Annotated in this window: 23 protein-coding genes and 2 pseudogenes; 16 read left to right on the plus strand and 9 right to left on the minus strand. The window is 65.9% G+C overall.

Going from position 1 to position 24,731, the window contains the following annotated elements:
- Positions 1-113: 113 nt before the first annotated feature.
- The 4 genes from E1N52_RS33860 to E1N52_RS33875 all read right to left on the minus strand — a co-directional run bounded on the left by E1N52_RS33860 (position 114) and on the right by E1N52_RS33875 (position 2,244).
- Positions 114-377 (minus strand): helix-turn-helix domain-containing protein, encoded by a 264-nt coding sequence (locus tag E1N52_RS33860; RefSeq protein WP_133188125.1) that lies wholly within the window; start codon positions 375-377, stop codon positions 114-116.
- Positions 377-1,339, minus strand: a complete 963-nt coding sequence (epsC, locus tag E1N52_RS33865; protein ID WP_133188075.1) for a serine O-acetyltransferase EpsC — start codon at positions 1,337-1,339, stop codon at positions 377-379. The genes E1N52_RS33860 and epsC overlap by 1 nt, the downstream gene beginning before the upstream one ends.
- A 45-nt stretch (positions 1,340-1,384) precedes the next feature.
- Positions 1,385-1,852 carry a rhodanese-like domain-containing protein gene (locus E1N52_RS33870; protein WP_133188077.1) on the minus strand — a complete coding sequence of 156 codons (468 nt, stop codon included), beginning with the start codon at positions 1,850-1,852 and terminating at the stop codon, positions 1,385-1,387.
- Positions 1,853-2,025: 173 nt separating this feature from the next.
- The gene (locus E1N52_RS33875) at positions 2,026-2,244 is read right to left on the minus strand and encodes a hypothetical protein (RefSeq protein ID WP_133188079.1); all 219 of its coding nucleotides are present in this window, start codon (positions 2,242-2,244) and stop codon (positions 2,026-2,028) included.
- Positions 2,245-2,625: 381 nt separating this feature from the next.
- Between E1N52_RS33875 and E1N52_RS33880 the strand changes: the two genes are divergently transcribed.
- The 6 genes from E1N52_RS33880 (at position 2,626) to E1N52_RS33905 (ending at position 9,048) form a co-directional block, all read left to right on the plus strand.
- Positions 2,626-3,663 (plus strand): ABC transporter substrate-binding protein, encoded by a 1,038-nt coding sequence (locus E1N52_RS33880; protein ID WP_069266828.1) that lies wholly within the window; start codon positions 2,626-2,628, stop codon positions 3,661-3,663.
- A 4-nt stretch (positions 3,664-3,667) separates the two neighbouring features.
- On the plus strand, positions 3,668-4,768 hold the full coding sequence (locus E1N52_RS33885) for an ABC transporter permease (protein WP_133188081.1): 1,101 nt from the start codon (positions 3,668-3,670) through the stop codon (positions 4,766-4,768).
- Positions 4,762-5,574 carry an ABC transporter ATP-binding protein gene (locus tag E1N52_RS33890; RefSeq protein ID WP_133188083.1) on the plus strand — a complete coding sequence of 271 codons (813 nt, stop codon included), beginning with the start codon at positions 4,762-4,764 and terminating at the stop codon, positions 5,572-5,574. The genes E1N52_RS33885 and E1N52_RS33890 overlap by 7 nt, the downstream gene beginning before the upstream one ends.
- A 41-nt stretch (positions 5,575-5,615) precedes the next feature.
- Complete coding sequence (locus E1N52_RS33895) at positions 5,616-6,824, plus strand: c-type cytochrome (protein ID WP_133188085.1); 1,209 nt, start codon at positions 5,616-5,618, stop codon at positions 6,822-6,824.
- Positions 6,825-7,121: 297 nt separating this feature from the next.
- Complete coding sequence (locus E1N52_RS33900; RefSeq protein ID WP_133188087.1) at positions 7,122-8,333, plus strand: acyl-CoA dehydrogenase family protein; 1,212 nt, start codon at positions 7,122-7,124, stop codon at positions 8,331-8,333.
- Positions 8,334-8,397: 64 nt separating this feature from the next.
- Positions 8,398-9,048, plus strand: a complete 651-nt coding sequence (locus E1N52_RS33905; protein WP_133188089.1) for a peroxidase-related enzyme — start codon at positions 8,398-8,400, stop codon at positions 9,046-9,048.
- Positions 9,049-9,108: 60 nt separating this feature from the next.
- Here E1N52_RS33905 and E1N52_RS33910 read toward each other — a convergent pair whose 3' ends face one another.
- Positions 9,109-10,020 (minus strand): LysR family transcriptional regulator, encoded by a 912-nt coding sequence (locus E1N52_RS33910; RefSeq protein ID WP_133188091.1) that lies wholly within the window; start codon positions 10,018-10,020, stop codon positions 9,109-9,111.
- A gap of 169 nt (positions 10,021-10,189) precedes the next feature.
- Here E1N52_RS33910 and E1N52_RS33915 point away from each other — a divergent pair, with 169 nt between their 5' ends.
- The 5 genes from E1N52_RS33915 to E1N52_RS33935 are packed head-to-tail and all read left to right on the plus strand — an operon-like array spanning position 10,190 to position 15,052.
- Entirely contained in the window at positions 10,190-11,119 is a 930-nt protein-coding gene (locus E1N52_RS33915) for an ABC transporter substrate-binding protein (protein WP_133188093.1), read from the plus strand.
- 44 nt (positions 11,120-11,163) lie between these two features.
- Complete coding sequence (locus E1N52_RS33920; RefSeq protein WP_133188095.1) at positions 11,164-12,003, plus strand: ABC transporter permease subunit; 840 nt, start codon at positions 11,164-11,166, stop codon at positions 12,001-12,003.
- The gene (locus E1N52_RS33925) at positions 12,003-12,746 is read left to right on the plus strand and encodes an ABC transporter ATP-binding protein (RefSeq protein ID WP_133188097.1); all 744 of its coding nucleotides are present in this window, start codon (positions 12,003-12,005) and stop codon (positions 12,744-12,746) included. The genes E1N52_RS33920 and E1N52_RS33925 overlap by 1 nt, the downstream gene beginning before the upstream one ends.
- Positions 12,747-12,780: 34 nt before the next feature.
- The gene (locus E1N52_RS33930) at positions 12,781-13,788 is read left to right on the plus strand and encodes an NrtA/SsuA/CpmA family ABC transporter substrate-binding protein (protein ID WP_133188099.1); all 1,008 of its coding nucleotides are present in this window, start codon (positions 12,781-12,783) and stop codon (positions 13,786-13,788) included.
- 22 nt (positions 13,789-13,810) lie between these two features.
- Entirely contained in the window at positions 13,811-15,052 is a 1,242-nt protein-coding gene (locus E1N52_RS33935; protein WP_133188101.1) for an acyl-CoA dehydrogenase family protein, read from the plus strand.
- Positions 15,053-15,073: 21 nt separating this feature from the next.
- Here E1N52_RS33935 and E1N52_RS33940 read toward each other — a convergent pair whose 3' ends face one another.
- Positions 15,074-16,135 (minus strand): LLM class flavin-dependent oxidoreductase, encoded by a 1,062-nt coding sequence (locus E1N52_RS33940; protein WP_133188103.1) that lies wholly within the window; start codon positions 16,133-16,135, stop codon positions 15,074-15,076.
- A gap of 245 nt (positions 16,136-16,380) precedes the next feature.
- On the opposite strand from E1N52_RS33940, the gene E1N52_RS33945 reads away from it, so the two are divergent.
- On the plus strand, positions 16,381-17,367 hold the full coding sequence (locus E1N52_RS33945; RefSeq protein WP_133188105.1) for an aliphatic sulfonate ABC transporter substrate-binding protein: 987 nt from the start codon (positions 16,381-16,383) through the stop codon (positions 17,365-17,367).
- Positions 17,368-17,376: 9 nt separating this feature from the next.
- Here E1N52_RS33945 and E1N52_RS33950 read toward each other — a convergent pair whose 3' ends face one another.
- Complete coding sequence (locus E1N52_RS33950) at positions 17,377-18,834, minus strand: NAD(P)-binding domain-containing protein (RefSeq protein WP_133188107.1); 1,458 nt, start codon at positions 18,832-18,834, stop codon at positions 17,377-17,379.
- A gap of 226 nt (positions 18,835-19,060) precedes the next feature.
- On the opposite strand from E1N52_RS33950, the gene E1N52_RS33955 reads away from it, so the two are divergent.
- From E1N52_RS33955 to E1N52_RS33970, 4 genes are read left to right on the plus strand one after another with little or no spacing between them, the layout of a single operon-like run.
- The gene (locus tag E1N52_RS33955; protein ID WP_133188109.1) at positions 19,061-20,137 is read left to right on the plus strand and encodes an LLM class flavin-dependent oxidoreductase; all 1,077 of its coding nucleotides are present in this window, start codon (positions 19,061-19,063) and stop codon (positions 20,135-20,137) included.
- A gap of 19 nt (positions 20,138-20,156) precedes the next feature.
- Positions 20,157-20,987 (plus strand): class II aldolase/adducin family protein, encoded by an 831-nt coding sequence (locus E1N52_RS33960; protein ID WP_205965706.1) that lies wholly within the window; start codon positions 20,157-20,159, stop codon positions 20,985-20,987.
- Entirely contained in the window at positions 20,987-21,583 is a 597-nt protein-coding gene (locus E1N52_RS33965) for a cysteine dioxygenase family protein (RefSeq protein WP_133188111.1), read from the plus strand. Before E1N52_RS33960 ends, E1N52_RS33965 begins: the two co-directional genes overlap by 1 nt.
- Positions 21,580-23,187, plus strand: coding sequence for a rhodanese-related sulfurtransferase (locus tag E1N52_RS33970; protein WP_133188113.1), 1,608 nt, complete (start codon positions 21,580-21,582; stop codon positions 23,185-23,187). The genes E1N52_RS33965 and E1N52_RS33970 overlap by 4 nt, the downstream gene beginning before the upstream one ends.
- Before the next feature lie 341 nt (positions 23,188-23,528).
- On the opposite strand, the pseudogene E1N52_RS33975 reads toward E1N52_RS33970, so the two are convergent.
- Positions 23,529-24,377: pseudogene (locus tag E1N52_RS33975) on the minus strand (transposase family protein); the annotation flags it as partial.
- A 217-nt stretch (positions 24,378-24,594) separates the two neighbouring features.
- Positions 24,595-24,731 (minus strand): annotated as a pseudogene (locus tag E1N52_RS33980) (IS5/IS1182 family transposase); the annotation flags it as partial.

Raw genomic sequence — 24,731 nt, forward strand, 5'->3', positions numbered from 1 at the left:
AACGAGGGCTCCAGTTACTTATAACGAAAACTGCTTTGCTTATGAAGACGGCTGATTATGAGGAGCCAATGGAGCCAGCTCAACCGGCTATAGACGGCAGCGTGCGGAAAGACTCAGGGCGACAACGGGCTGCCGGGAAGCGAGATCGCGGTCGGCGCGCCCGCGTCCCCACCCGCGAGCAGCTCCGCGATACCCAAGCCGAAAGCCAGTGCAAGCTTTTCGACGGTGACGATCGAAGCGATGGCTGTGCCCCGCTCGATTTCGCCGACGTAGGTGCGGTTGAGTCCCGCATGTTCGGCGAGCCGCTCCTGCGACCAGGCCTGCGCCTCGCGCAGGCGGCGCACCGTGGCGCCGAAGTCATGGACGATGGCGCTCATCATGCCGCGCCCGTTGCGATTGCATCCGGCGCGGCGGTGCCGGGGCGTTCATGCGCCGGCGCGCGCACTTCGTGCCGGGAAATCGCCTGGGTGATATGCGCCCCCGCCGGCACGCTTTCGGTCAGCCAGACATTGCCGCCAATCACCGCGCCGCGCCCGAGCGTGACACGCCCGAGAATTGTCGCGCCCGCATAAATGACGACCTCGTCCTCGACAATGGGATGACGCGGCAGCCCTTTCTCGAGATTGCCGGCCGCGTCGCGGGGAAAGCGTTTTGCGCCGAGCGTCACGGCCTGGTACACACGCACGCGCTCGCCAATGTTCGCGGTTTCGCCGATCACGACGCCCGTGCCGTGATCGATGAAGAACGCACTGCCGATCTGCGCGCCCGGATGAATGTCGATGCCAGTGGCCGCATGCGCCAGTTCTGAAATGATGCGCGCGAGCAGCGGCAAACCGAGCCGGTAGAGTTCGTGGGCGAGCCGGTGGTGAATCATCGCCAGCACGCCCGGATAGCAGAGCAGTACCTCGTCGACGCTGCCCGCGGCCGGATCGCCGTTGAACGCCGCAAGCACGTCGCTGTCGAGCAATCCACGGATGACTGGCAGGCGCTGCGAGAACGCACGCACGGCGGCCAATGCGCGTGCATCGATTTCGCCGTGATCGGCCTCCGCGTGGCGCGCCTTGTAGCGCAGTTCGAGCCTCGCCTGCGCCAGCAATGCGTGCAGCGCGGCGTCGAGCGCATGGCCGACGTAGAAGTTCTCGCTTTCCTGGCGCAGGTCGGGCGGCCCGAGCCGCATCGGGAACAGCACGCCCTTGAGCGTTTCGACGACCTCGGCCAGCGCTTCGCGCGCGGGCAGGTCGCGCCCGCCCGGCTCCAGGGCGCGGCGCTGCAATTCCCGCCATTGCTGACGCACGCCCTGCAGCGCGTCGACGATTTCCGACACATGAAATACGGTCACGCCAGTTCTCGCTTCGTTATTCGTTGGGGGCGTGAGGAACAGGCTTTAATCCTGCACCCACGGTAAATCATGAAAACGCCAGCCATTACGGCGCCCGCGCCGCCCGGCTTCGTCCAGGTCGCCTTCAAAGCCTTCGGTGACGTTGAACACACGGGTAAAGCCCGCCTTGGTCGCCGCTTCGGCGGCCTGTCCCGACCGGTTGCCGCTGCGGCACAGCAGGACGATAGCCGCGCTCTTGCCCGTCTTGGCCTCGAGTTCGCGCACGAAGCGCGGATTGCGCGTGAAGCTCGTGCCGGTGGCCCACGCCACATGCAACGTATCGGGCACGTGGCCAACGAACTTGCGCTCTTCGGCCGTGCGCACGTCCACGAGCACCGCTTCGCCCGCCTGATGGAGCGCCCAGGCTTGCTGCGGCGTCACGCTGCCCGCGTAGGGCAGGCCGGCCGCGTGCGCGGCGCCGCGCGCCGCTTCCAGATCCGCGTGCAGCGGCTTTTCATGCAGTTCCACTGTCATCAGTGTCTCCTTAATGTGGGCGGCAGCGCTCCGACCCTCGGAGCGCTGCCGCCTATAGCCATCAGGATTCCACTATGCGAGGGCGCCGCCGCAGTTCCAACCAATAAAAACTGATATCCAAATGGGCGTGAGTGTGAGAAGCAATCGCGCGAATTCGATCGCGTGCGCTCTCGTCAGCAAGACGCCGGCCTGCCGCGCTGGTCGATCCACAGTCGCGCCCAGCGCGAGGCGTACGCAATGGCGTGATCGGCCTCGAAGAAGTAATCGAGTGCGTCGAAGGTAAACGACGAACCGGCGGGCGACGACCTGTTCTCGATGGACAGGTTCGCCGCGTAGAGTCCGCTAGGCAATACGTGTGCGGACGCTTCGACTTCGTAGCCCTTGTATCGCATGAAGGCTCCCGTAATGACAAACGCGGACACAAGCGCCCGCGGCACTTCATCCTGCTGCAAGAAGCGCGCGACGGCAAAGAAGGCTTTGGCGTTAGCAAATCAGCACGGGCATCACTTCGTCATCACGATGCACTTTGCCTGCATGGGCGGGAATAATCACGCTGGAACGTCCGATGACAAACGACAGCATATGGTTTGCGCAATTCATTATTTCGCGGCTAGCCAGGTTCGGCATTACGCTGACATTCGATGTCGTTTTCCAATACTTACGCCATTTAATTAGGTTTACATACGATTCGATTCATGGCGACGTGTACGCACGTATGCAGACCGCCCTCACCTCAAGCGCCTCTTCACTTCGATCCGCACGGAGACCGATTCATGGCCGCATTGCACGGTTCCAGCCTCACCCCGCCCGCCCCGAACGGGCAACGCCGCAAATGGCTGCGTGCCGCCGGCGCGACCGCGCTGAGCGCGCCGGTTCTGACGCTCGGCCGCAAGGCATGGTCGGCGCCGGCGCTCAAGCCGTTCACCTTCGCGTGGGCGCCGAACGGCTTTTGCCTCACGCCCGTCGCCGTCGCGCAGGAGCAGGGGTTCTTCGAAAAGAACGGACTGAAGGTCAATCTCGTGAGCTACGCCGGCTCGAACGACCAGTTGCTGCAAACGCTTTCCACCGGCAAGGCCGACGCTGCGGTTGGCATGATCCACCGCTGGCTCAAACCGCTGGAGGCGGGATTCGACGTCAAGATTATCAGCAGCGTGCACGGCGGATGCGTGCGCCTGATCGGCTCGAGCGCAGCGGGCGTCACGTCGCTCGCCGCGCTCAAAGGCAAGACCGTGGGGGTGAGCGACCTCGCCTCTCCGGGCAAGAACTTCTTCGCCATCCTGCTGCTCAAGCACGGCATCGACCCCGACCGCGACGTGAGCTGGCGCCAGTATCCCGCGGACCTGCTCGATGTCGCTGTGCAAAAGGGCGAGATCCAGGCCATCGCCGACGGCGACCCGAATCTCTATCTGCTGGAGCGGCAACGTCCGGGCGCTTACACGCATCTCGCCAGCAATCTTTCCGACGAATACGCGCACAAGGTTTGCTGCGTGATCGCCGCACGGGGCTCGCTTCTGCGCAGCGATCGCCCGACCGCTGCAGCGCTTGCGCGTGCGCTGATCCAGGCCACCGACTTCTCGCGCGAGAACCCGCGGGAAGCGGCGAAATCGTTCGCGAAGTACACGCCGAAGTTTGCCGAGGATGACCTTGTAAAGCTCTATTCGTCGCTCACCTACGATCACCATCCGACCAACGTCGATCTCCAGCAGGAGATCGCTTACTTCGCCGAGGACTTCAAGCGCGCCGGCGTGCTCAAGCCCACCACCGACCCGCAGCGCTTCGCCGCGGCCGTCTACACCAACGTACTGGGGTGACGCGATGACGACGCTCGAACAGGCTGCGCTGGCCCGCGCCGGCGCCAGCGACGCACTGGAGACCAGTGACGGGGCAGGCCAACCTTTCGCGAATGTCGACCTGCGGGGCCGCCGTTCTTCGGGGCAGCCAACCGTGTGGTACACCGGCCTCGCGGTGGCAGCGGCATGGGCCGTGTTCGGCGGCGTCACGCGCCTGTGGCCGAACCGCATCACCGGTTTTTCCGACTGGGCCTATACCGCCGAACTGGGCGCGGCCGCCTGGGCGATCGCGGCATGGCTCGCGCTGCTCGCGCTCGTGCTGCCCGCTCTCGAACGCAGCAGCGAGCGGCTGCGGCCCGCGCTGCGCGGCTTGAGAAAGGCGGGACCGTGGCTGATCGCGTTGCCCGTTGCGTTCACGCTCTGGGAGATCCTCACGGCGAAGACCGCGATCCTGCCTACGCCGTTCTTCGCACCGCCGCAGGCGCTCGTCGAGGTCTATCGCGACGACTGGGCGCGCCTCGCCGATTGCGTGGTCCATTCGATCGGCCTGCTCGCCATAGGCTTTCTCTACGGCGGCGTGGCCGGATTCCTCATCGGCGTATCGATCGGCTGGTCGCGCGCCGTGGGCTACTGGGTGCACCCCGTCATGCGCGTGCTCGGCCCCGTGCCCGCCACGGCGCTGCTGCCGCTCGCGTTCTATATCTTCCCGTCGAGCCGTTCCGCCGCCATCTTCCTGATCGCGCTCGCCACCGCGTTCCCCGTGACCGTGCTCACGTGGTCGGGAGTTGCGAGCGTGAACAAGGCGTATTACGACGTGGCGCGCACGCTCGGGGCAAGCCAGCGGTTCCTCGTGCTGCGCGTCGCCATTCCGGCTTCGCTGCCGCAGGTCTTCGTCGGCCTCTTCATGGGCCTGAGCGCCTCGTTCACGGTGCTCGTGACAGCAGAGATGATGGGCGTGAAATCCGGCCTCGGCTGGTACCTCACATGGGCGCAGGGGTGGGCGTCGTACTCGAACATGTACGCCGCGCTGCTCGTGATGGCTGTCCTGTTCTCGAGCCTCATCACCCTGCTCTTCCTCGTGCGCGATCGCACGCTCGTCTGGCAGAAAGGAACCGTCAAATGGTAAATGCCGCCGTGTCCCACGCCACGTCCTCGATTGCGCCCGAGCCGGCCATCCGGGGCGCGCAGATCACTGTCGAGCAGGTGAGCCACCGCTTCGACACGCCCAAGGGCCCGCTCGCGGTGCTCGACGACGTGACGCTCTCGGTCGCGCCGGGCGAATTCGTCGCGCTGCTGGGCCCAAGCGGGTGTGGAAAGTCCACGCTGCTGCGTCTCGTCGCGGGGCTCGAACCGGCGACGCAGGGCAGGCTTCTGCAAGACGGCGCGCCGATCGAGCGGCCCGATCCCTCGCGCGTCGTGGTGTTCCAGGACCCGACGCTCTACCCATGGCGGCGCGTGCGCGCGAACGTCGCGCTCGGGCTGCAGGCGCGCGGCGTGATCAAGCAGGAGCGCAAGCGCGTGGATGTCGAACTCGAACGCGTTGGCCTCACCGAATTCGCGGATGCCTTTCCGCACCAGCTTTCGGGCGGCATGTCGCAGCGTGTGGCGCTGGCCCGCGCGCTCGTCAACGATCCACGCCTGCTCGTACTCGACGAGCCGCTCGGCAAGCTCGACTCGCTCACGCGTCTGGCAATGCAGAGCGAACTCGTGGATCTCTGGCAGCGCGACCGTTTCTCAGCGCTGCTCGTCACCCATGATGTGGAAGAGGCGCTCTTTCTCGCCCAGCGTGTGATCGTATTCAGCTCCCGGCCCGCGCGCGTCGCGGCCGAACTGCATGTCGACCTGCCCTATCCGCGCCATCGCGGCGACCCGGCGTTTGCCGCGCTGCGCCGCGAAGCCTTGCAGCATCTCGGCCTCGACGCAAGCTGGTAAAGAATACGAATGATGCGGCACGCTTCATCCTACGCGCGGCGATGAGCGCGCTGCTCTCCGGCAACGCCTGGCTCAACCCGTTTCTCGGCGCGCTGCAGGCGGCGCAGGTCGCACTCGGCAGTGTGGCGCACGCGCTCGGCATCGCCGGCGACAGCCACGGCCAGCCCGCGTGGCCGTGGCCGAAACGGCTCGCCGTAGAGGTTCTGCTGATCGATGCGGGCGTCGCGCGCCAGCTCGCACTCGCGCTCGCCGCCACCGGCGGCGCACTACTGCTCGCGGTCGCTGGCCTGTTCTGGCGTGGGCGGCGCATCGCGCTGTTCGCCGCGGCCGCACTCGCCGCCTGGTTCGCGCCGTGGCCCGACACCTCGCTGTGGCTCGCCGACGCCGTGCCCACCAGCTTCCAGACCATACCCTTCTCGGTCGAGGCGATCGCGCGTGGCGCTGCACACTATGCGCACGAGTGCGCGGCCTGCCACGGCGACACGGGCCGCGGTGACGGCCCGCGCGCCGCCACGCTCGTGCGCTGGCCGCCGACCGTCGTGGGTCCGCTGCTCGGTCATCGTCTGGACGGGGAATTGTTCTGGCGCGTGCTGCATGGCATGCACGCACGCGACGGCGCGCAATCGATGCCCGGATTCGAAGGACGCCTGTCCGATGCGCAAACGTGGGCCATTCTCGATTACCTGAAGGTGCTGGCCGCGGGCGGCGGCGCGCAGGACGGCGAAGGCTGGCCGGTGCCTGTCGCGCTGCCTGCGCTAGACGTGCGCTGCGGCGACGCGCCGGCCGTGCCGCTGGCCAGTTGGCGCGCAGGGCAGCGCGTGAGGGCCGTGGCCGTCGATGGGCGCGGGTCGCCTCTCGAAGATCCGCGCTGGCAAACGCTGCTGCTGTTCCGCGACGGCGCGTTGCCCGCGCCGTCCGAAGCCGCGCGTTGGGCAGCGAATGGCGACGCCTCGTGCGTGGCTGTCTCGCCCGGAGCGTGGACTGCGTTCGCGGGCATAGCGGGCGTGAATGCGCAAGCCTTCGCGGGCTCGCAACTGATCGCTGACCGCGACGGGTGGCTGCGCGCCGAGGCGAAACCGGGCGACCCCGCATGGGCCAACGCGGCGCTGCTCTGCACAGCCGCTGGCGCGGGCGCCGAACGCAGCGAACGCGGCGGGCGCGTGAGCGGCCGGTCCGATCCGCTCACTTCGCTACTGTTACGCATTGACGCGGAGCCGGTGCGTTACGTGAAGGGTGGCTACGTGCATTGATCGCTGCGCGGACAAACACCCCTTCGTCGCGCACCTTCCGCTGCATCGAACGAATCGAAAAAGTAACGAATATGATTCGGCATCCATATTATCCACCTTCGATATGCAATTCTCGATTTGATATTGGCCTCGGTTCGCATCCCAAACCATAATGGGCAACAAGCGGATTGCACCGCCCGCGCGCTCCCGCAGTCGTGAAGCGCGACCTCTCAACCGTATCTGGATCGCTGCGGTCGCGGCCACTTCCGCCACACGGTGACGTGACCCGCGCTCGCGCCCCATGCAGGAGGTAACGTCTTGAGTACCGTACTGGAACATCAGGCGCCGCAATCTTCGCTCACCCCGCAAGCGGGGTCGCCACTGCTCACCGAATCACTGCTGGAGCGCATCGGTGCCCGCGCAGCGCAGTACGACCGCGAGAACGCGTTCTTCGCAGAGGATCTGGCTGACCTCCACGCATCAGGCTTCCTGCGTGCAAGCGTGCCGCGCCAGTTCGGCGGCCTTGGTTTCACGCTGCCGGCGCTATTGCGCGAACAGGTCAGGCTCGCCTCCCGGGCGCCCGCCACGGCGCTCGCTCTCAACATGCATCTCTACTGGGCAGGCGCCGCCTTGCATCTGTGGCGGCGCGGCGATCATTCGGCCGACTGGATTCTGCGCGAGATCGGCGCGGGCAAGGTGTTCGCCGCAGGTCATGGCGAGCCCGGCAACGATGCAGGCCTCGCGGACTCGACGGTACGCGCGACGCCGCTACCCGGCGGCGCCTGGCGCTTCGACGGCCACAAGATCTTCACGTCGCTCGCCCCCGCATGGGACTGGCTCGGCGCGCATGGACGCGACGACAGCGATCCGGCCAATCCGCGCATCGTGCACGCCTTCATTCGCCGGGAAGCGGCGGGTCATCGCACCGAGCCCACGTGGGATGCGCTCGGATTGCGTGCGACGAGCAGTCACGACACGTGGCTCGAAGGCGTCGTTGCGCAGCCCGAGCACGTTACCCGCGTGTTGCCCGCGGGGCCGCCCGACGATCCTTTCGTCGACGGCATTCTTGGCGCGGTACTGCCCGGGCTGGGCGCAGTGTATTACGGCATTGCAAAGCGCGCTTTCGACCTGGCGCTGGAAGCGGCGCGATCGCGGCGTTCTCTCGCGCTGGGCGGCCAGACGTATGCGTTCAAGCCGCTCACGCAGGCCCACGTCGCGCAAGCCGCGATCGAACTGGAGAGCATCGAGGCGCTGCTCGAGCGCACCGCACAGCGCTGGTGGGACGGCTACGCACCTGGCGAACTGTGGCTCGCGCAACTCCTTTCGGCCAAGCAGCACGCCGTCGATGGCGCGCTGCGTGTGGTCAATCTCGCGTTGCAGGTGAGCGGCGCGGGTTCGCTCTCGCGCCGGCAAGAACTCGAAAGGCTTTTTCGCGACGTGCGCGCCGGCGCGTTCCATCCGCCCAACGCCGATGCAACGCACGAGTTGATCGGCCAGCTCTGGCTGGGTGTCCTCGGTCAGACCTCATAGCGCACGCATCTCAGCGATTCTCCGAAGATTTCCGGTTCGCACGCAAAACATAAGGAATCCTTTTATGTCTACTGCCGCATCCACTATCGATATCGCGCCGCGTCGGGCGGATTTCGTTGCCGGTCACGACATCGCACACGAGCCCGTCTCCCGGCTTGGCCTGCCCGAAGAATCGGCACTGCCGCCGCAAGCTGCCGGGCTCTTCGAGCGCTTTCGGCGCCAATACGGCTTCGTGCCAAACTGGCTAGCCGCACTGGCAGTCAACCCCGACACCGCGTGGCGGCTCGTGGCGTTCTACGAACATCTGTTCGACCCGCATCGCAGCCGCCTGACGGCCGCCGAGCGAGAACTGATCGCGGTCGTCACTTCCGCAGCCAACTCGTGCAGCTATTGTGTGTTCAACCACACCCAGTCGCTCGCGACTGCGCTCGGCGACACCGTGCGCGCACAGCGCATCGCGCAGGGATGGCATCACGTGCGGCTGGATCCGAAGGAGGCGGCGCTCGCCGGGATTGCGGAGCAGCTCACGCGCGAACCCGGCCTTGTCGACGACAGCGCTTTGCAGCGGCTCCACGACCTCGGCTTCACGCGTGAGGCGGTCGTCGAGATCCTCGAAGTATCCGCTTTCTTCAATTACGCGAACCGTCTGACGATCGCGCTCAATGTCGTGCCTGACGATCAATTTTTCTCGGGACGAGACCGCGAGAGCTCATAAGATTCGCGCCGTCGACCGGACCGCATAGCCGCTGCCGCCCGCCGCAGGCGCTACCGCCGCTCACGCCGCGCGTGCAAGCTTCGCCGACTTGAAGCTTTGCGCAATGCTTTGCGCCAGCACCGCGATAGCGGATTCCATCTTGCCAATCGCGCGTGAGCGGACGATACGCACCGTGATTTCGGGCTTGAAGTCGCTCACCTGCACGATGTCCAGCAAATCGGCGTGCGCGCTCGCCACGACGAGCGGATACGGTACGACGCCGAGGCCCACGCCGTCCGCGACGAGCCCGAGCTGCAACTCGGTGCCGAGCGTTTCGAAATTCAGTTTGAGTGCGTGGCCTTGCGCGGCGAGCGCATGCTGCAGGCCGGCGCGAAAACCGCAACCGTCCGGATTGAGCACCCAGCCGTGCGACTGGCATTCGCCGAGCGTCCAGACGCGGCGCTTCAGCAGCCCCTTTTGCGCGACCACGGCGAGCTTGAGCGAGCTGAGCGATTCCGCCACGAGCGTCTCGGACAACGCGCGGTTCGCGGGCAACAGCACGACGGCCGCGTCGAGTTCACCGTCCTCCACTTTTTGCAGCAGCGGTGCGCCCCACCCCGTGGATACGCGCGCCTGCAATCCGGGATGCGCGTGACGCAGCGATTGCAGCGCGTCGAGCATCGCGATGTCCGCAACGGTTTGCGCCACGCCCACACGCAGCACGCCCGCAAGCGGCGCCCCGTCGTTCACGAGCTGCCGCAGCACGTCGATCTCTCGCACGATGGCGCGGCACTGGTCGTACACGGCGCGGCCCGTCGGCGTCGTGCGCATGGGCTTGGTGCTGCGATCGAGCAGCGCCACGCCCAATGCTTCCTCGAAATTCTGGATGCGGCGAGTCACGGCCGGCTGCGTCAGTTCGAGCCGTTCGGCCGCGTGGCTCAGCGACTCGCTGCGCACCACGGCGACGAAGGCTTCGATCTCGTCGAGTGTCATGATGGTCCCGGTGTATTGATCGCGTAGCTTAGCGTCGTTGCAACGCTTCGTTCAAGCGGCGTCGCATTTGCGATCTGCATATTTCCTTAGAAGAACAATGCGTTTGCCTTATACGGGAGCGCTCCGTATCGTGCTCTCTTCGCTATCCGCATTACCCAGGGAATCTTTCATGCGCCGCGCTTATGTCCGCTTTCTTGTCGCTATTGCTGCAACGTTGCCGCTGGCCGCATCCGCCGCCACGCTCAAGGTCGGCGACCAGCAGCTCCAGACGCGCGGCATACTCGAAGCGTCGGGCCAGCTAAAGGACGTGCCCTACCAGATCGAATGGTTCAATTTCCCCGCTGCGCAGCCGCTTGGCGAAGCACTCAATGCGGGCGCGATCGACGTGGGCGGTCTGGGCGACGCCCCGCTCATCTTCGCGTACTCGGCAGGCGCGAAAATCCGCGCGGTCTCGGCCGCACGCTCGACGCCTGTCGATCTCGCGATCGTCGTGGCCAACGGTTCGCCCATCCGCAACGCCGCTGACCTCAAGGGCAAGCGGATCGCCACCACGCGCGGCTCTATCGGACACTATCTCGCCGTGGCCACGCTCGAGCATGCGAACCTCAAGCTCACCGACGTGACCTTGTCGTACATGCAGCCCGTCGACGCCCAGGCCGCGCTCGCCACCGGAAGCGTGGACGCCTGGTCCACATGGGACCCTTACGTGGCGCTCACCGAAGCGCGCCAGCATACGCGCAGCATCGCGAACGGCGTAGGTGTTTCGTCGGGCTTGAGCTTCGAGGCCGCCACCGATACGGCGATCCGCGACAAGCACGCCGAACTCGCCGACTTCCTGCGTCGCGTGGCGGCCGGCCAGCGCTGGGCGCTCTCGCATCCTGACGAAGTCGCGGCGATCCAGTCGCGCGTGACGGGCCTGCCCGCCGACGTGCTCAAGACCGTCTATCAGCGCGCGCAACTGCATCCCGTGCCGATTGACAACAGCGTGATCGCCGAGCAGCAGCGCACCGCCGATCTCTACCTGCGCGCGGACGTCATCAAAACACGCCTCGACGTTGCGCCGAGCTTCGACAAACAGTTCTCGTCGACCGCTCCCTGAACGGGCGTCCATCGCCCGGACTTCACCGCAATTACGGAACCGACATGGCTGACGTCACCTCCTCTTCAAACCGCTATGGACTGCCTTCGCGCACCGGCGGCTCGCGGCTTTCGACGGACCGCTTTTACTTCTGGCTCTCGTGGGCGATCCCCGCGCTGATCGTCGTAGTCTGGGAACTCGCGGCGCGCGTGGGCTGGATCGCGCCGCAAGTGCTACCGGCGCCGAGCAGCGTCGCCGCGACAGCGTGGGATCTTGCCCGCAACGGCGACCTGTTCGTGCACCTCGGCGTCTCGCTGCTGCGTGCCGCAACAGGACTTCTGATCGGCGGCACGATCGGCCTCGTGCTTGGCGTACTGGTGGGTTTTTCCCGACTCGCGCAGGCGCTCATCGACCGGTCGATCCAGATGGTGCGTGCGATTCCCTTTCTCGCCATGCTGCCGCTCGTCATCGTATGGTTCGGCGTAGGCGAAGTCGCGAAGATTTTTCTGGTCGCGCTCGCCGTGCTGTTTCCCGTCTACATCAACACGATGCTCGGCATTCGACAGATCGATCCCAAGCTGATGGAACTGGCCAAGGTGATCGGGTTGAACTGGCCGGCCGTGGTGCGCCGGATCATCCTGCCTGGCGCCATGCCTTCGATCCTCACCGGCGTGCGTTACGCGCTGGCGCACGCGTGGCTCGCCCTCGTGATCGCCGAAACGCTCGCGACGACCAAGGGCATCGGCTTTCTCGCCATGGACGCCCGCGAATTCCTGCAAACCAACGTCATCCTGTTGACCATGATTATTTACGCGATCATCGGCGTTGCCGCGGACGCGCTGGTTCGCTCGCTCGAAGCGCGCTTCCTCTCCTGGCACGCTAACTACGCGAAGGGGGCGAAATAATGGGCTCCACCGTCGCGTTGTCCCTTCCTGCGAATGGCGCGCATCGCGCCGCAAACGAAGCCGCCGCGGCGCCGTCCGCTGTATCGGTGCGCGGCCTGCAACGCCGTTATGGCGAGCGCGTCGTCATCGACGCACTCGACCTCGATATCCGCAAAGGCGAATTCGTCGCGCTGCTCGGCGAAAGCGGCTGCGGCAAGACCACGCTGCTGCGAGCGCTCGCAGGGCTCGACAAACCGGATGCCGGGCAAATCCGCGCACCAGAGCGGCCCTCCGTGGTGTTTCAGGAGCATCGTCTGCTGCCCTGGGCCACTTTGTGGGAGAACGTCGCGCTCGGCAACGAGTCGAGCGTCGGGCGCACCGGTGCCACCCGGGCACTGGCCGAAGTCGGTTTGTCAGGCCGCGAGGACGACTGGCCGCGCAATCTGTCCGGCGGTCAGGCGCAGCGCGTGGCGCTCGCGCGGGCGCTCGTGCGCGACCCCGCGCTGCTGTTGCTCGATGAACCGTTCGCCGCGCTCGATGCGCTCACGCGCATCAAGATGCACGGGCTCGTGAAGGAGCTGGTCGCGCGCCACGCGCCGGGCGTGCTGCTCGTGACCCACGACGTCGACGAGGCGCTCGCGCTCGCGGACCGCATTCTCGTCATGCGCGCCGGCCGCATCGCGGCTTCGTTTCACACCAAAGACCACACGCCGCAGGCATTGCGGCTCACGCTGCTCGAGGGACTGGGCGTTCGGTCGCACTGATCCGCTCCGCTCTCTACAGAAGGAACCACCACGAATGAACGATGTTTCACTGACTCGCCGCCAGCTTCTGCTCGCGGCGGGAGGTTTGCTTGCCGGCGCCGCAGCCGCGCCTCTTCTTTCCGCGCAGGCGGCCGAGCCGCCCCGCAAGCTCACGCGCAACACCGACACGGTCCGCATTGGCTGGGGTTACGGCGCCCTGCCCGACATCGCCAGGCAGCGCGGCGTGTTCGAGAAGACGCTCGCCGCGAAGAACATCAAGGTCGAATGGGTCGGTCCGTTCCCGAACCATGCGCCCTCGATCCAGGCTGTTGTTGGCGGTAGCGCGGACTTCGGCTTCTGGGGCTCCACCACGCCCGCGCTCGCCGCCATGCTGGCCGGCTCGCCCATCGTCTTCACCGGCTTCGACGTGTATTCGCCGCGGTCCACGGCCATCATCGTGAAGAAGTCGAGCGGCATCAACTCGGTTGCCGACCTCGCCGGGCGCAAGGTCGCGGTGAACCGCTCGGGGCTCGGCGAGTTCCTGCTCATCGCGGCGCTGGAGAAGCACCATGTCGACCGCGACAAGGTCGAGTTCGTCTATCTGAATCCGCCCGATGCGGCGCCTGCATTTGCGCAAGGCAGAGTCGAAGCATGGTCGATGTGGTCGCCCGCCGTGGATATCGCGCGCTATTCGAATGACGCGAAGGACATTTTCAACGAGGGGCGCGATCTCGACTTCCTCATCGACTACAGCTCGCTCGTGACACGTCGCAAGTTTTCCGAAGAAAATTCGGAGCTGGTGCGCGCCGTGCTCGACGCATATTACGTGGAAGGCGCCTGGCAGTCGGCCCATGCCGCCGATTCGGAACTGCTCGTACAGAAAGAAGCGAAGTATCCGGACCAGGTGCGCGACTATTTGACGAGCCTGAAGCGCGTAAACCAGTTTCACGAGCCGGACGACGCGGCCTTCATGGCGCAGTTCCAACGCGCCGCGGACTGGCTCGCGCAACGCAGGATCATCAACGCGCCCATCAAGGTCGCCGATTACAGCGTCAAGGTGTGACGCGCCATGAACGGGAATGCGCATGACTGAAACCTCCACCCTTCAGCCGGGCGGGATCGCGCTCGTCTCGCGGTTGTCCGCCGCGCTCGGGTTCTCCGAAGCGATAAGCAGGATCGCCGCGACGGCGGCGCAGCGCGAGCGCGACCAGCGCCTGCCGCACGAAGAGATCGCCACGCTGAAGGCGCTCGGCTTCGGCGCGTTGCGCCTGCCCGCCGACGACGGCGGCCGCGGTCTGTCATTGAGCGAACTCTTCGCCGTGGCGCGTGACGTCGCCGCGGCCGATTCGAACATCGCCCACGCCTTGCGCAATCACTTCTGGCAAGTGGAAGCCGCGCTCAAGCATCGTGCCCTGCCGTTCCATGCGCACGTGCTCGACCTCGTGCGCCAGCGCAAGACGATCGGGCTTAGTTTCGTCGAAAGCGACGCGACGGCGGCCGGCGCGCGGCCGAGCCGCGTATTGAGCCGCCTGGAATGGGACGAGCGCAAACAGGTGTATCTGGGTTCGGGCGACAAGGTCTACGCGACAGGTAATCTGTACAACGATGCATTCATCGGTGTCGCTGTGGAAAGCCGTGCGAACACAACTGTGCAATACGTGCTCGAACGCGGCGAAGGCGTGAACGACGAGGACGACTGGCTGGGTTTCGGGCAGCGCCTGACGGGCTCCGGCACCGCGCGATTCCGCGACGTCGCAGTAAAGGTCGAGCATGTCTATGCGCCCGACCCGCCGAAGGCGCCCGAAGCCGCGCCGTGGGGCTTCACCTTCCACCAGATCTACCTGACCAACTGCATTGCCGGCATCGTTCGGCGCGTGGTGCTCGACGCGGTCGAGGTGCTGCGAGGACGCAAGCGCAACTTCTACCACGGCGGGGCGGCGCATCCCGCCGACGAACCGGCGCTACAGGCCCTGCTGGGCCGGATTCGCGCCTACGCGGCGAGCATCGAGGCGAGCGCCGACCGCGCCGTGCATGCGCTGCAACGCGCGTTGGATAGCGAAGGCACGAACGAGGAATACGCCGCCACGCTCGCCGCGACGCTTGCGGCTTCGGAGGCGAAAGTCGTGATCGACGATCTCGCGCCGCAAGTCGCGAGCTGGCTCATCGACCTCGGCTCCGGCTCCGTGTTGTCGAGCGCGGGCGCGCTGGACAGGCACTGGCGCAACATCAAGGTCATCGCCTCGCACAACCCACGGCTTTACAAGGAGCGCCTGCTCGGCCAGAACCTGTTGACCGGCCAGCTTCCGCCAACGGGCGCGTTCTTCTGATCGCGCCCGCCGCTACCCGCTTCACGCTTCGAGTTCGCGGCGCACGCGCGGGACGATCTCCTGCGCGAAGCGCCGCATATCGTCTTCGAACGGCTGGAACTGGAGCATGAATAGCTCGACGCCCGCCCGGTGAAAGGCCGCGATGCGCCGCGCGACCGTATCGTAGTCGCCGACGAGGCCTGCGGCCGTGCCGCCATTGGAACCGACGCGCGCCGAGCGTGCGAAGGTCTTGAACATTTCGGCTTTCGGGTCGATGTTGGCCTTCTGACGCTCGCGCAACGGCTTGTCGAGTTCGGCCAGTGCGAAGAGATGCTCGAGATGGGCTTCGGCTTCCGCCAGCGTTTCACGCGCGATCACAAACGCGGAGAGGCCAAAACGCAACGCTTCGTGGCCAGCGGGACGCGCGCGTGACGACACGTCGGCGATCAGGGCCGCCACGTCGTCGAGCGGCTGGCCGTTGATGAACCACGTATCCCCGTGCGCGGCAACAAGTGAGCGCGCCGGTTCAGACTCACCACCCACGTAGATGCGCGGGCGCGCACGGTACGGATCGGCCGGAAGCAGCCCGTAATCGTCGATGTGGAAATGGTCGCCATGATGGGTCACGCGCTCGCCGCGCAGCAACGCGTCAACCACCGAGATCCATTCGCGGCCATAGTGATAGCGATCGTCGTGTTCCGGAAACGGGATGCCGGCGCGTTCGAGTTCAGGCCGGTTCCATGCGTTCACGAGGTTGATTGCAAAGCGGCCGCCGCTGATGTGCTCGATCTGCTGCGCCATTTTCGCGAGCACGACCGGATGGTAGAGAAACGGCTTGATCGCGGCGATGATCTCGATGCGCGAGGTAAGCGCCGCCAGCGCAGCTGATGCGGTCCACGCCTCGAGCTGGTCGAGCGCGGGATCGTGCGGATTGACCGTATGCTGCGCCACGAGCACCGAGTCGTAGCCAAGCCGCTCGGCTTCGAGCACGAGCGCCTTGTTGCGGGCCCACGAGGCATCGTAGGGTTCATCGGGGTCTTGCAGCGCCGCGCGGCTTCCGTGCACGAGCGCCCAGATGCCAAAACGTGGGAAAGAACGGGACATCGCGTGAGAACGTCAAAGGACGGAAATGATCGGGCATCCATACTAACGCCACGTGCGTCACGGCCAATCCAATATCTGCTGATATCAAAGCCGTGAAAACGCATTAAGGCGAATCCCGCCGCGATATTGCGCGTTCACCCGGCTAAAGCGCTCCCGCGCGAATCCTTAGCAGAATCGCTTCGTTGTCTTGTGCGCGAACGTCATCCAGCATTTTGGATTCGCCAACTGAATCCGCTGGGTCCGCCATGTTCTCTCCCTCCCGCCGCCGCCTGCTCATTCATGGATCGATTCTCGGCGTCGCGGCGACCACGGGCCTCGCTGTTGCCGCTCCCGCTTCCACGCTGCGAATCGGCTATCAGAAGTCGTCTACGCTGATCACCGTGCTCAAGGCGCAAGGCAAGCTCGAAGCCGCGCTCGCGCCGCTCGGCGTGAGCGTGAGCTGGAGCGAGTTCGCGAGCGGCCTGCCGCTCACCGAAGCGCTCAATGCGGAAGCCGTGGATTTCAGCGCCGATGTTGCCGACACCGTGCCGATCTTCGCGCAGGCCGCACATGCACGCTTCGTCTACGTCGCCCAGGAAGCGCCCTCGCCCGGTGCGCAGGCCATCATCGTCAAGCGCGCGGGTGCGCTGCACACGCTCGCCGACCTGCGCAACAAGGACATCGCCGTGACGAAGGCGGCCGGCAGCCACTATCTGCTGCTGGCTGCACTCGCGCAAGCGAACGTGGCCGCCGAAGCGGTGCGCATCCACTACCTCACGCCTGCAGACGGGCGCGCCGCTTTCGAGAACGGCAGCGTCGACGCGTGGGTGACGTGGGACCCCTATGTGGCCTCGGTCGACCAGCAGCCCGACGTGCGCGTGCTCGCCGACGGCAAGGGGCTCGCCACCTACCAGCGCTACTATCTCGCCTCCACGCGTTTCGCGCAGGCGCGGCCCGACGTGATCGCCGTGGTCTATGCGCAGTTGCGCGACGCCGGCCAGTGCGTGCGCAGCGCGCCGCAGGACGCCGCGCGGCTGCTCGCGCCGATCTGGGGGCTCGATGCGCCCACCATCGAGCGCGCCAACGCGCGCCGAAGCTATCTCGTGCGCGAGGTCAACGTCCCGGTTTTCGGCGAGCAGCAGAAAATCGCCGATACGTTCTTCAACGCGCATCTGCTGCCTGCCCCGGTGGAAACGGCGCACGCCGAGCGCTGGGACTTCGCGCAAAAGCGGGCGGTTGCGATCGGCGCGTAAGCCTGGCCGTTACCGCGATTGCGCCGGCTCGACGCGCTCTTCACTGTACACGCTGTCCACATACAGCGACGGCTCGAAATCGGCGGCCACCACGGCGCTCATCCGCGCCTCATGCGCCTCGATGTCGTCGAGAAACAGATCCTCGCTGACGCGCCGGATCACGGCGGGGATATCGCGCTTCATGCTCGGCACGTCGCCAACGGGCAGCCCGCGGCTCACGAACGCGGCCGGATTGAAGACGTGAACATTGCGCAGGAACGGCGCGGCGCCGGGCGTCTTCTCGAGGTACTCGAGCGCCGCGCCGAGGTAAGGATGCGCGCCGAGCGCCTCGTCCTGCTCGTGCGGCGCCGGCGTGTAATGATCGCGCCAGAGCAGCACGTGATCGGCCAGGTCGGCAAGCTCGGGCCGCGCGTGCAGATCGACGGCGTAACCTGTTCCGGCAATCACGAAATCGAATGCGAACGTTGCGTCGTTCACCCGCGCCGCCACGCGCGTGCCCTCCACCGTCGCGCGTTGCCACACGGCGTCCAGATGCAGATGGAAGTTCGGGAAGCGCGTGGCGCGTGAGACGGCGTCGGCGGGAGGCGTCGATCCCGCGCGCCGAAAGCGCAGTGCCAGGCGCCAGCGCAGCGCGTCGGGCAGCGCGGGATAGTTGTCGTAAGCGCCAGGATACGCACGGGCGCGCGTCACAGGAAGGCTTGGCAACAGCGCGCGACGCACGAAGAGATGCACATCAGCAGCGCCCGCTTCAAGCGCCGTCGCCGCAGCGTCGAACGCCGAGGCCGCGCCACCTACTACCGCGACGGACTTGCCCCGCAATGCGGAGAAATCGATCGCATCGGACGTATGCGCGCGGTGCGTGCGCGGCAGCACGGCCAGCGGCGCGGCGACGTTGGGCTTGCCATTGCCCGCCACGCCGTTTGCGAGTATCACCTTGCGCGCCGTTTCCACACGCCGCACGACATCGTCGCCGTGACGAACGTCCAGATGTAGCCTGAAGTGCGTTCCAACGGGTTCGATGCGCGTGAGCGTCGTGCCGTAACGAACCGCGATGCCGAGGAATTCCCGATACCACGCGAGATACTCGGCCCAATCTTCCCGGCCAATGCGCTCGAACGCCGCGTACGCGGCCTCGCCGTGACGCGCTTCGTACCACGCCTGGAAGCTCAGCGCGTGCAACCCTGCTTCCGGCCCCGCCAGCGTCTTGGGCGTGCGCAGCCGCTGCATGCGTGCGCGCGTGGTCCACACGCCGGCCTGCGGCGCGCCGGCCGCGCCGTCGATCACGCTGACCTTGCCGATCCCCGCGCGCCGCAAGCCGAACGCGAAGGCCGTGCCGCTCTGGCCGCCGCCCACGACGACCACGTTGTGATCGATGCCGTCACGGTTGACGACCCAATCTTCCGGGTCGGGGCCGATGAGGCGCAGTGTGGTGTGCGCATGACGGTCGTGCAACGCGGGTTCGCTCATGGGAATGTCCTGCGAAGGGGCACGTGGGGCGCAAACGCGCGCCGGAAATCCGAGTATCGGTGAGCGGCCGCGCGCCGGCAAAGAACGATTCGGACTTTCCTTTTTCGGCGCGCTGCATCTCGCCGCATGTCATGTGCAAATGGAATGTTTATCAGCATTCAATATTTAAACCTCGCATGCCCGGGTGGTAGCCTCTTTTGATCGTTCGTCCATCCAGGGAACCCGCATGAGCATCGAATTCATCGGCATGATCCAGCAGCGCAAGGTGTCGGAGACGCATCTCGCCGAAGGTCCGGCCATCGACGTCGACTACGTCCGCGATTTTGCGCAGGCGCACGAACGCGCGGGCTTCGACCGCATTCTCGTGCCGCACAGCTCGGTCAGCCCCGACGCCACGCTGACGATCGCCTATGCGGCGAGCGTGACGTCGCGCGTGCATTTCATGCTGGCGCACCGCCCCGGCTTTGTCTCGCCGACGCTCGCCGCGCGCCAGCTCGCAACGCTCGATCACTTTTCCGGCGGCCGGCTCGCCGTGCACTTCATCTCGGGCGGCAGCGACGCCGACCAGCGGCGCGACGGCGACTACCTGAGCCACGACGAGCGCTACGCGCGCACCGACGAGTACCTGCAGGTGCTCAAACGTGTATGGACCGAAAGCAAACCGTTCGACCACGAAGGCCGCTTCTATCGCTTCGAACAGGCGTGGTCCGAGGTCAAGCCGCGTCAGCAGCCGCACGTGCCGATCTACTTCGGCGGCGCTTCCGAAGCCGCGCTCGCGGTGGCCGGCAAGCACGCCGACGTCTACGCGCTGTGGGGCGAATCGAAGCAAGGCGTGGCCGACCTGATTGCTCGCGTGCGTGCCGAAGCCGCGAAACACGGACGCCAGGTACGCTTCTCCGTGTCGTTCCGGCCGATCCTCGCCGACACCGAGAAGGCGGCGTGGGAGCGCGCCGAACATATCCTCAACGAGACGCGCCGCCTGCGCGCCGAACAGGGACTCGACAAGGGCGGCCCGCTTCAGAGCGAAGGCGCGCGCCGCCTGCTCGGCGCAGCGGGCGACGGCGTGCGCGCCGACGACCGCCTGTGGACCGCCGTCGCGAAGGAAATTGGCGGCCGCTCGAACTCGACGGCGCTCGTGGGTACGCCTGACCAGGTCGCGCAGACGCTCGCCGAATATCACGCGCTGGGTGTGACGACGTTCCTGATTCGCGGCTTCGACCCGCTCGAGGACGCCATCGATTACGGCCGCGTGCTGATTCCGGCCACGCGCGAGCTGGCCTCGCGCGTGCGCGCCGCCGCCTGAAACGGCTGGAGAGACCGCCATGAGCCACACCGACACCGCAGATATCAGCACCGCTGCGCCGCGCGTTGACCTCCGGCATGCGCCCATCCGCAAGTTCTGGTTCGACGACGAAGCCACGCCCGCGCGCACACTCGACGAAGAGCGCCGCCATCGGCAGGAACGGCTGGCCGGTGCGTTCCGCCTCTTCGCGCGCTACGGCTTCGACCAGGGGCTCGCGGGGCATATCACGGCGCGCGACCCCGAATGGCCCGATCACTTCTGGGTCAATCCGCTCGGGCTGCATTTCGGCCGCATCAAGGTGTCCGACCTGCTGCTCGTCAACCAGCAAGGCGAGATCGTCGTGGGCGCGGGCCCCGTGAACCAGGCGGCATTCGCTATTCACGCGGCTATTCACGAAGCGCGCCCCGATGTTGTGGCAGCGGCCCACACACACTCGCTATATGGCAAAGCCTGGTCGACGCTTGGCCGCACGCTCGATCCGCTCACCCAGGATGCTTGCGCGTTCTACGAAGACCATGCGCTTTTCGACGACTTTCGCGGCGTGGTGTTCGATACAGAAGAAGGCGCACGCATTGCCAACGCGCTGGGCCAACGCAAGGCCGTGATTCTCAAGAATCACGGCATTCTCACAGCCGGCCCGACCGTCGAAGCCGCGGCGTGGTGGTATATCGCGCTCGACAACGCCTGCCATACGCAATTGCTGGCGCAGGCCGCCGGCCATCCGCAACCTATTCCTCACGATGTCGCCGCGCTCACGCACACGCAGGTGGGGCGCCCCGGCGGCGCGGCCTATGCGTTCGAGAGCCTCTACGCAGGGCTTGTCGAGCGCGAACCGGAGTTGCTCGACTGATGGGCATTCACAAGCTTCGCCGCTTCGTCGGCACAATTGCGGAACTCGTGGACCACGCGCCGCGCGAGTCCAGGTTGATCGATCACGGCCTCGATGCGCTGCGCGAACTCGTGCGCGACGACGACTGGTTGCCCGACGCCTACGCCACGCCTTCGCCTGAGCGTTATCAGCAATATCTGCTCTATGCCGATGCGCGCCAGCGCTTTTCGGTGGTCAGCTTTGTCTGGGGACCGGGCCAACAAACGCCCGTTCACGACCACACGGTGTGGGGCCTGATAGGCGTGCTGCGCGGCGCCGAATATGCGCAGCCCTACGCGCACGATGCGGCGGGTGCGTTGCATCCGCTGGGCCGCGAGGTGTTGCTTCAGCGCGGCGAGGTGGAGGCCGTCTCGCCGACGATCGGCGACATCCACCGCGTGCGCAATGCCTACGACGATCGCGTTTCGGTCAGCATTCACGTGTATGGGGCGAACATCGGCGCGGTGCGCCGGTTTACCTATCCGGCCGACGCCCCGCCCAAGCCCTTTATCTCCGGCTACTCGAACGACGTCCTCCCGAACTTCTGGGATCTCAGCAAGGAACCCAACGCCTCATGAAGTCATTTCCTGTGCGCACGTATCAGGACGTGCGCGACACCCTGCTCGCCCGCCGCGAGATCGCGCTGCTCGACGTGCGCGAGGAAGATCCGCATGCGCAAAGTCATCCGCTTTTCGCCGCCAACCTTCCGCTCTCGAAGCTCGAACTCGACGCCTGGACGAAGCTGCCGCGCCGCAGCGTGCCGATCTTGTTGCTCGACAACGGCGAAGGCTTCGCACAGCGCGCGGCCATGAAGCTCGACGCGCTTGGCTACACCGATATCGCACTGCTGGATGGCGGACTCGCGGGCTGGATACGCGCGGGCGGCGAAGTGTTCCGCGACGTGAACGTGCCAAGCAAGGCGTTCGGTGAATTCGTCGAAACGGAGCGCCATACGCCTTCGCTGACGGCCGAGGCAGTGAATGCGCTGCTCTCGGGCGGCGAAGATGTGGTCGTGCTCGACGCCCGCCGCTTCGACGAATACCGCACGATGAACATTCCCGGCAGCATCAGCGTGCCGGGCGCGGAACTCGCGCTGCGCGCCCGCGCGCTGGCGCCCAATCCCGCTACGCGCGTCATCGTGAACTGCGCGGGGCGCACGCGCAGTATCATCGGCACGCAATCGCTCGTGAATGCGGGGCTGCCGAACCCCGTGGCGGCACTGCGCAACGGCACGATCGGCTGGACGCTGGCCGGGCAGACGCTCGAGCACGGCAGCACACGCCAGTTCGAACCGCAGGCGGGACGCGACGCGGCCACGCTCGCGCAATCGCGCGCGGCGGCCGCCGCGCTCGCCAGCCGCGCGGGCGTGCAGCGCACGACGCTCGCGCAAGCCGAACAGTGGGCCGCCGACACGTCGCGTACGACGTATCGCTTCGACGTGCGCACGCCTGCCGAGTATGAACACGCGCATGCGCCAGGGTTTCAGGGTGCGCCGGGCGGGCAGCTCGTCCAGGAAACCGAAATGTTCGCGCCGGTGCGTGGCGCACGCGTGGTCCTGTTCGACGACGACGGCGTGCGCGCCAACATGACCGCTTCCTGGCTCGCACAGATGAACGTCGACGTGTATGTAATCGACGCAGCCTGCACCGAGGATCTCACCGAAGCGGGCGCATGGCGCGCGCCGAAGCCCGCTGCCGCCAGCGTCCCGACGATCACGCCCGAAGCGCTCGCCACGCGTCTTGCCGCGAGCGATCATGGCACCGTCGTGCTCGATTTCACGTCGAGCGCCAATCATGTGAAGGCGCATATTCCCGACGCGTGGTGGGCGTTGCGGTCGCATCTCGCGCCGGGCTTCGACGATCTGCGCGCGCTGCCCGATGCGCGCCGCTATGTGGCAGTGTGCATGACCAACGCCCTCGCACCGTTCGCCGCGTCCGAGATAGCCTCGCTCACGGGCAAGCCCGTCGAAGTGCTGGAAGGCGGCACGGCGGCATGGATACACGCCGGCCTGCCGGTGCAAAGCGGCGACGCGCATCTGGCCTCGCCGCGTATCGACCGCTACCGGCGCCCTTACGAAGGCACCGATAACGCCCGCGAAGCGATGAACGCGTACCTCGAATGGGAGTACGGGCTCGTGGCGCAGCTAGGGCGAGACGGCACGCATGGCTTTTTCGTGGTCTGAACACGGCGCGACAGGGGCGTGCCGCGCCTTTCAATCCACATTCGAGCCCAGCGAAAGGCATACGCGATGGCGTGATCAATCTCAAAAAAGTAATCGAGCGCTCGAAAGAAAGCGACGATTCAAGCGCCGCAGAGCTGTTCTCGATAGTCAGCTAGGGACGGAGATCGCGCCTATCAGTAAGGGAATGGACGCGCTTCATCTGATCTGTACTCCTTTGTTACTTTATGGACAATGATCATGTCCCCGCCAAGTTCAAATGTCGTGGTGCCAGCTAAATAGAAATGTCGGGTTTTGGTTGGTTTGGGGGTTCGGGTGAGGGCGGTGTTGGCGCTCTTATCTCTCTATTTGAGGGGGCTTTTAGCACCGAGCCTGCCCGGGTTCCGGTGAGTCCCCATTACCGCCGCATTCAAGTCCTCGAGCGTCACTTCGCGCTGCTTGCGCGTGCCGGGCAACGGCTTCGGTTTGCGTACCGCAGCGCCGCGATTCGTGCGGGATGGCGAGCCCGATACGCGGCGGTTGTCGCGCTGCGCCTGGATCGCCTGGGCGACCTGCAGCGCATGACCGAGACGCTTGTGCTCCACCACCGCGCCCTGGTCGATCTCTGCGAGCTTGTCGTACGGCACACAGGGCAGCACCACCCCGTCGGCGCGGATCTCGAGGCGTCCGTCGGGATACTCCCACACCTCGATGTAGCGGTGAATCAGCTTGCGGTTAGCCGGCGTATCGTCCAGCAGCCAGATCACGCGATCGTTGAGCAGCGTGAGTGAATCCGAGACCTTGCGCAGGACCCGCCAGGTCAGGATCGCGTCGAGATCCTCGTCGGTGCGCAGCGGCCGGTGCGCATCGAAAGCGCTGCGTGGCGGCTTCGCAAAGCGCGCGTTATAGGCGGCCATGAAGGCGGGCGCATAGGCGTTGGCAGCCTCGATGGTGCTGATGCCGCGCAGCCGCAGCTCCTTGACGAGGCGATCCTGCAGCGTGAGGTGCGCCCGCTCGACGCGCCCCTTGGCGGGGCTCGAGTTCGCGCAGAAGGTGTCGATATTGAGCTCGTACATGGCGCGGCCGAACTGCGTGACACCTTTGCCTGCGGTCTCCGAACGCTTCTTCACATAGAACACGCTCGCCTTGTCGCTGTAGAACGCGCCAGGCTTGCCGTGGCGTTCGATATATGCGCGCGTCGCCTCGAAGTAGCTTCTATGGGGTATTCGAAGTCAAGCCCCCTCGATAGCGGTTTTGTTCGCAAGATTCTCCTTTAGCAGGCCGCTGAAATACAGCCCAACGGAGACGGCCTTGTTCCGCTTACGCGGCTCCTGCCGCAAAATTTTTCAGATTGCGCAATCTCAACGCGAATTCAACGTTGTTTCGGCGGTTTGAGGCTACTTTTTTGGCCTCATTGCCGCTTTCCCGCCACTATGGACGCACCTGTGCCAGCGATCGCATGCGCACAAGGTTGTAGGCCGCCATATTCAACACGAACATCTGGTCCACCTTCTTCAAGCCACGCACCATCACCTGGCGCATGCGCCCCACGGTCTTGGCCCAGCCGA

Origin of the sequence: Paraburkholderia guartelaensis (genome assembly GCF_004353905.1) — a bacterium.
In the GTDB taxonomy this organism is placed as follows: domain Bacteria; phylum Pseudomonadota; class Gammaproteobacteria; order Burkholderiales; family Burkholderiaceae; genus Paraburkholderia; species Paraburkholderia guartelaensis.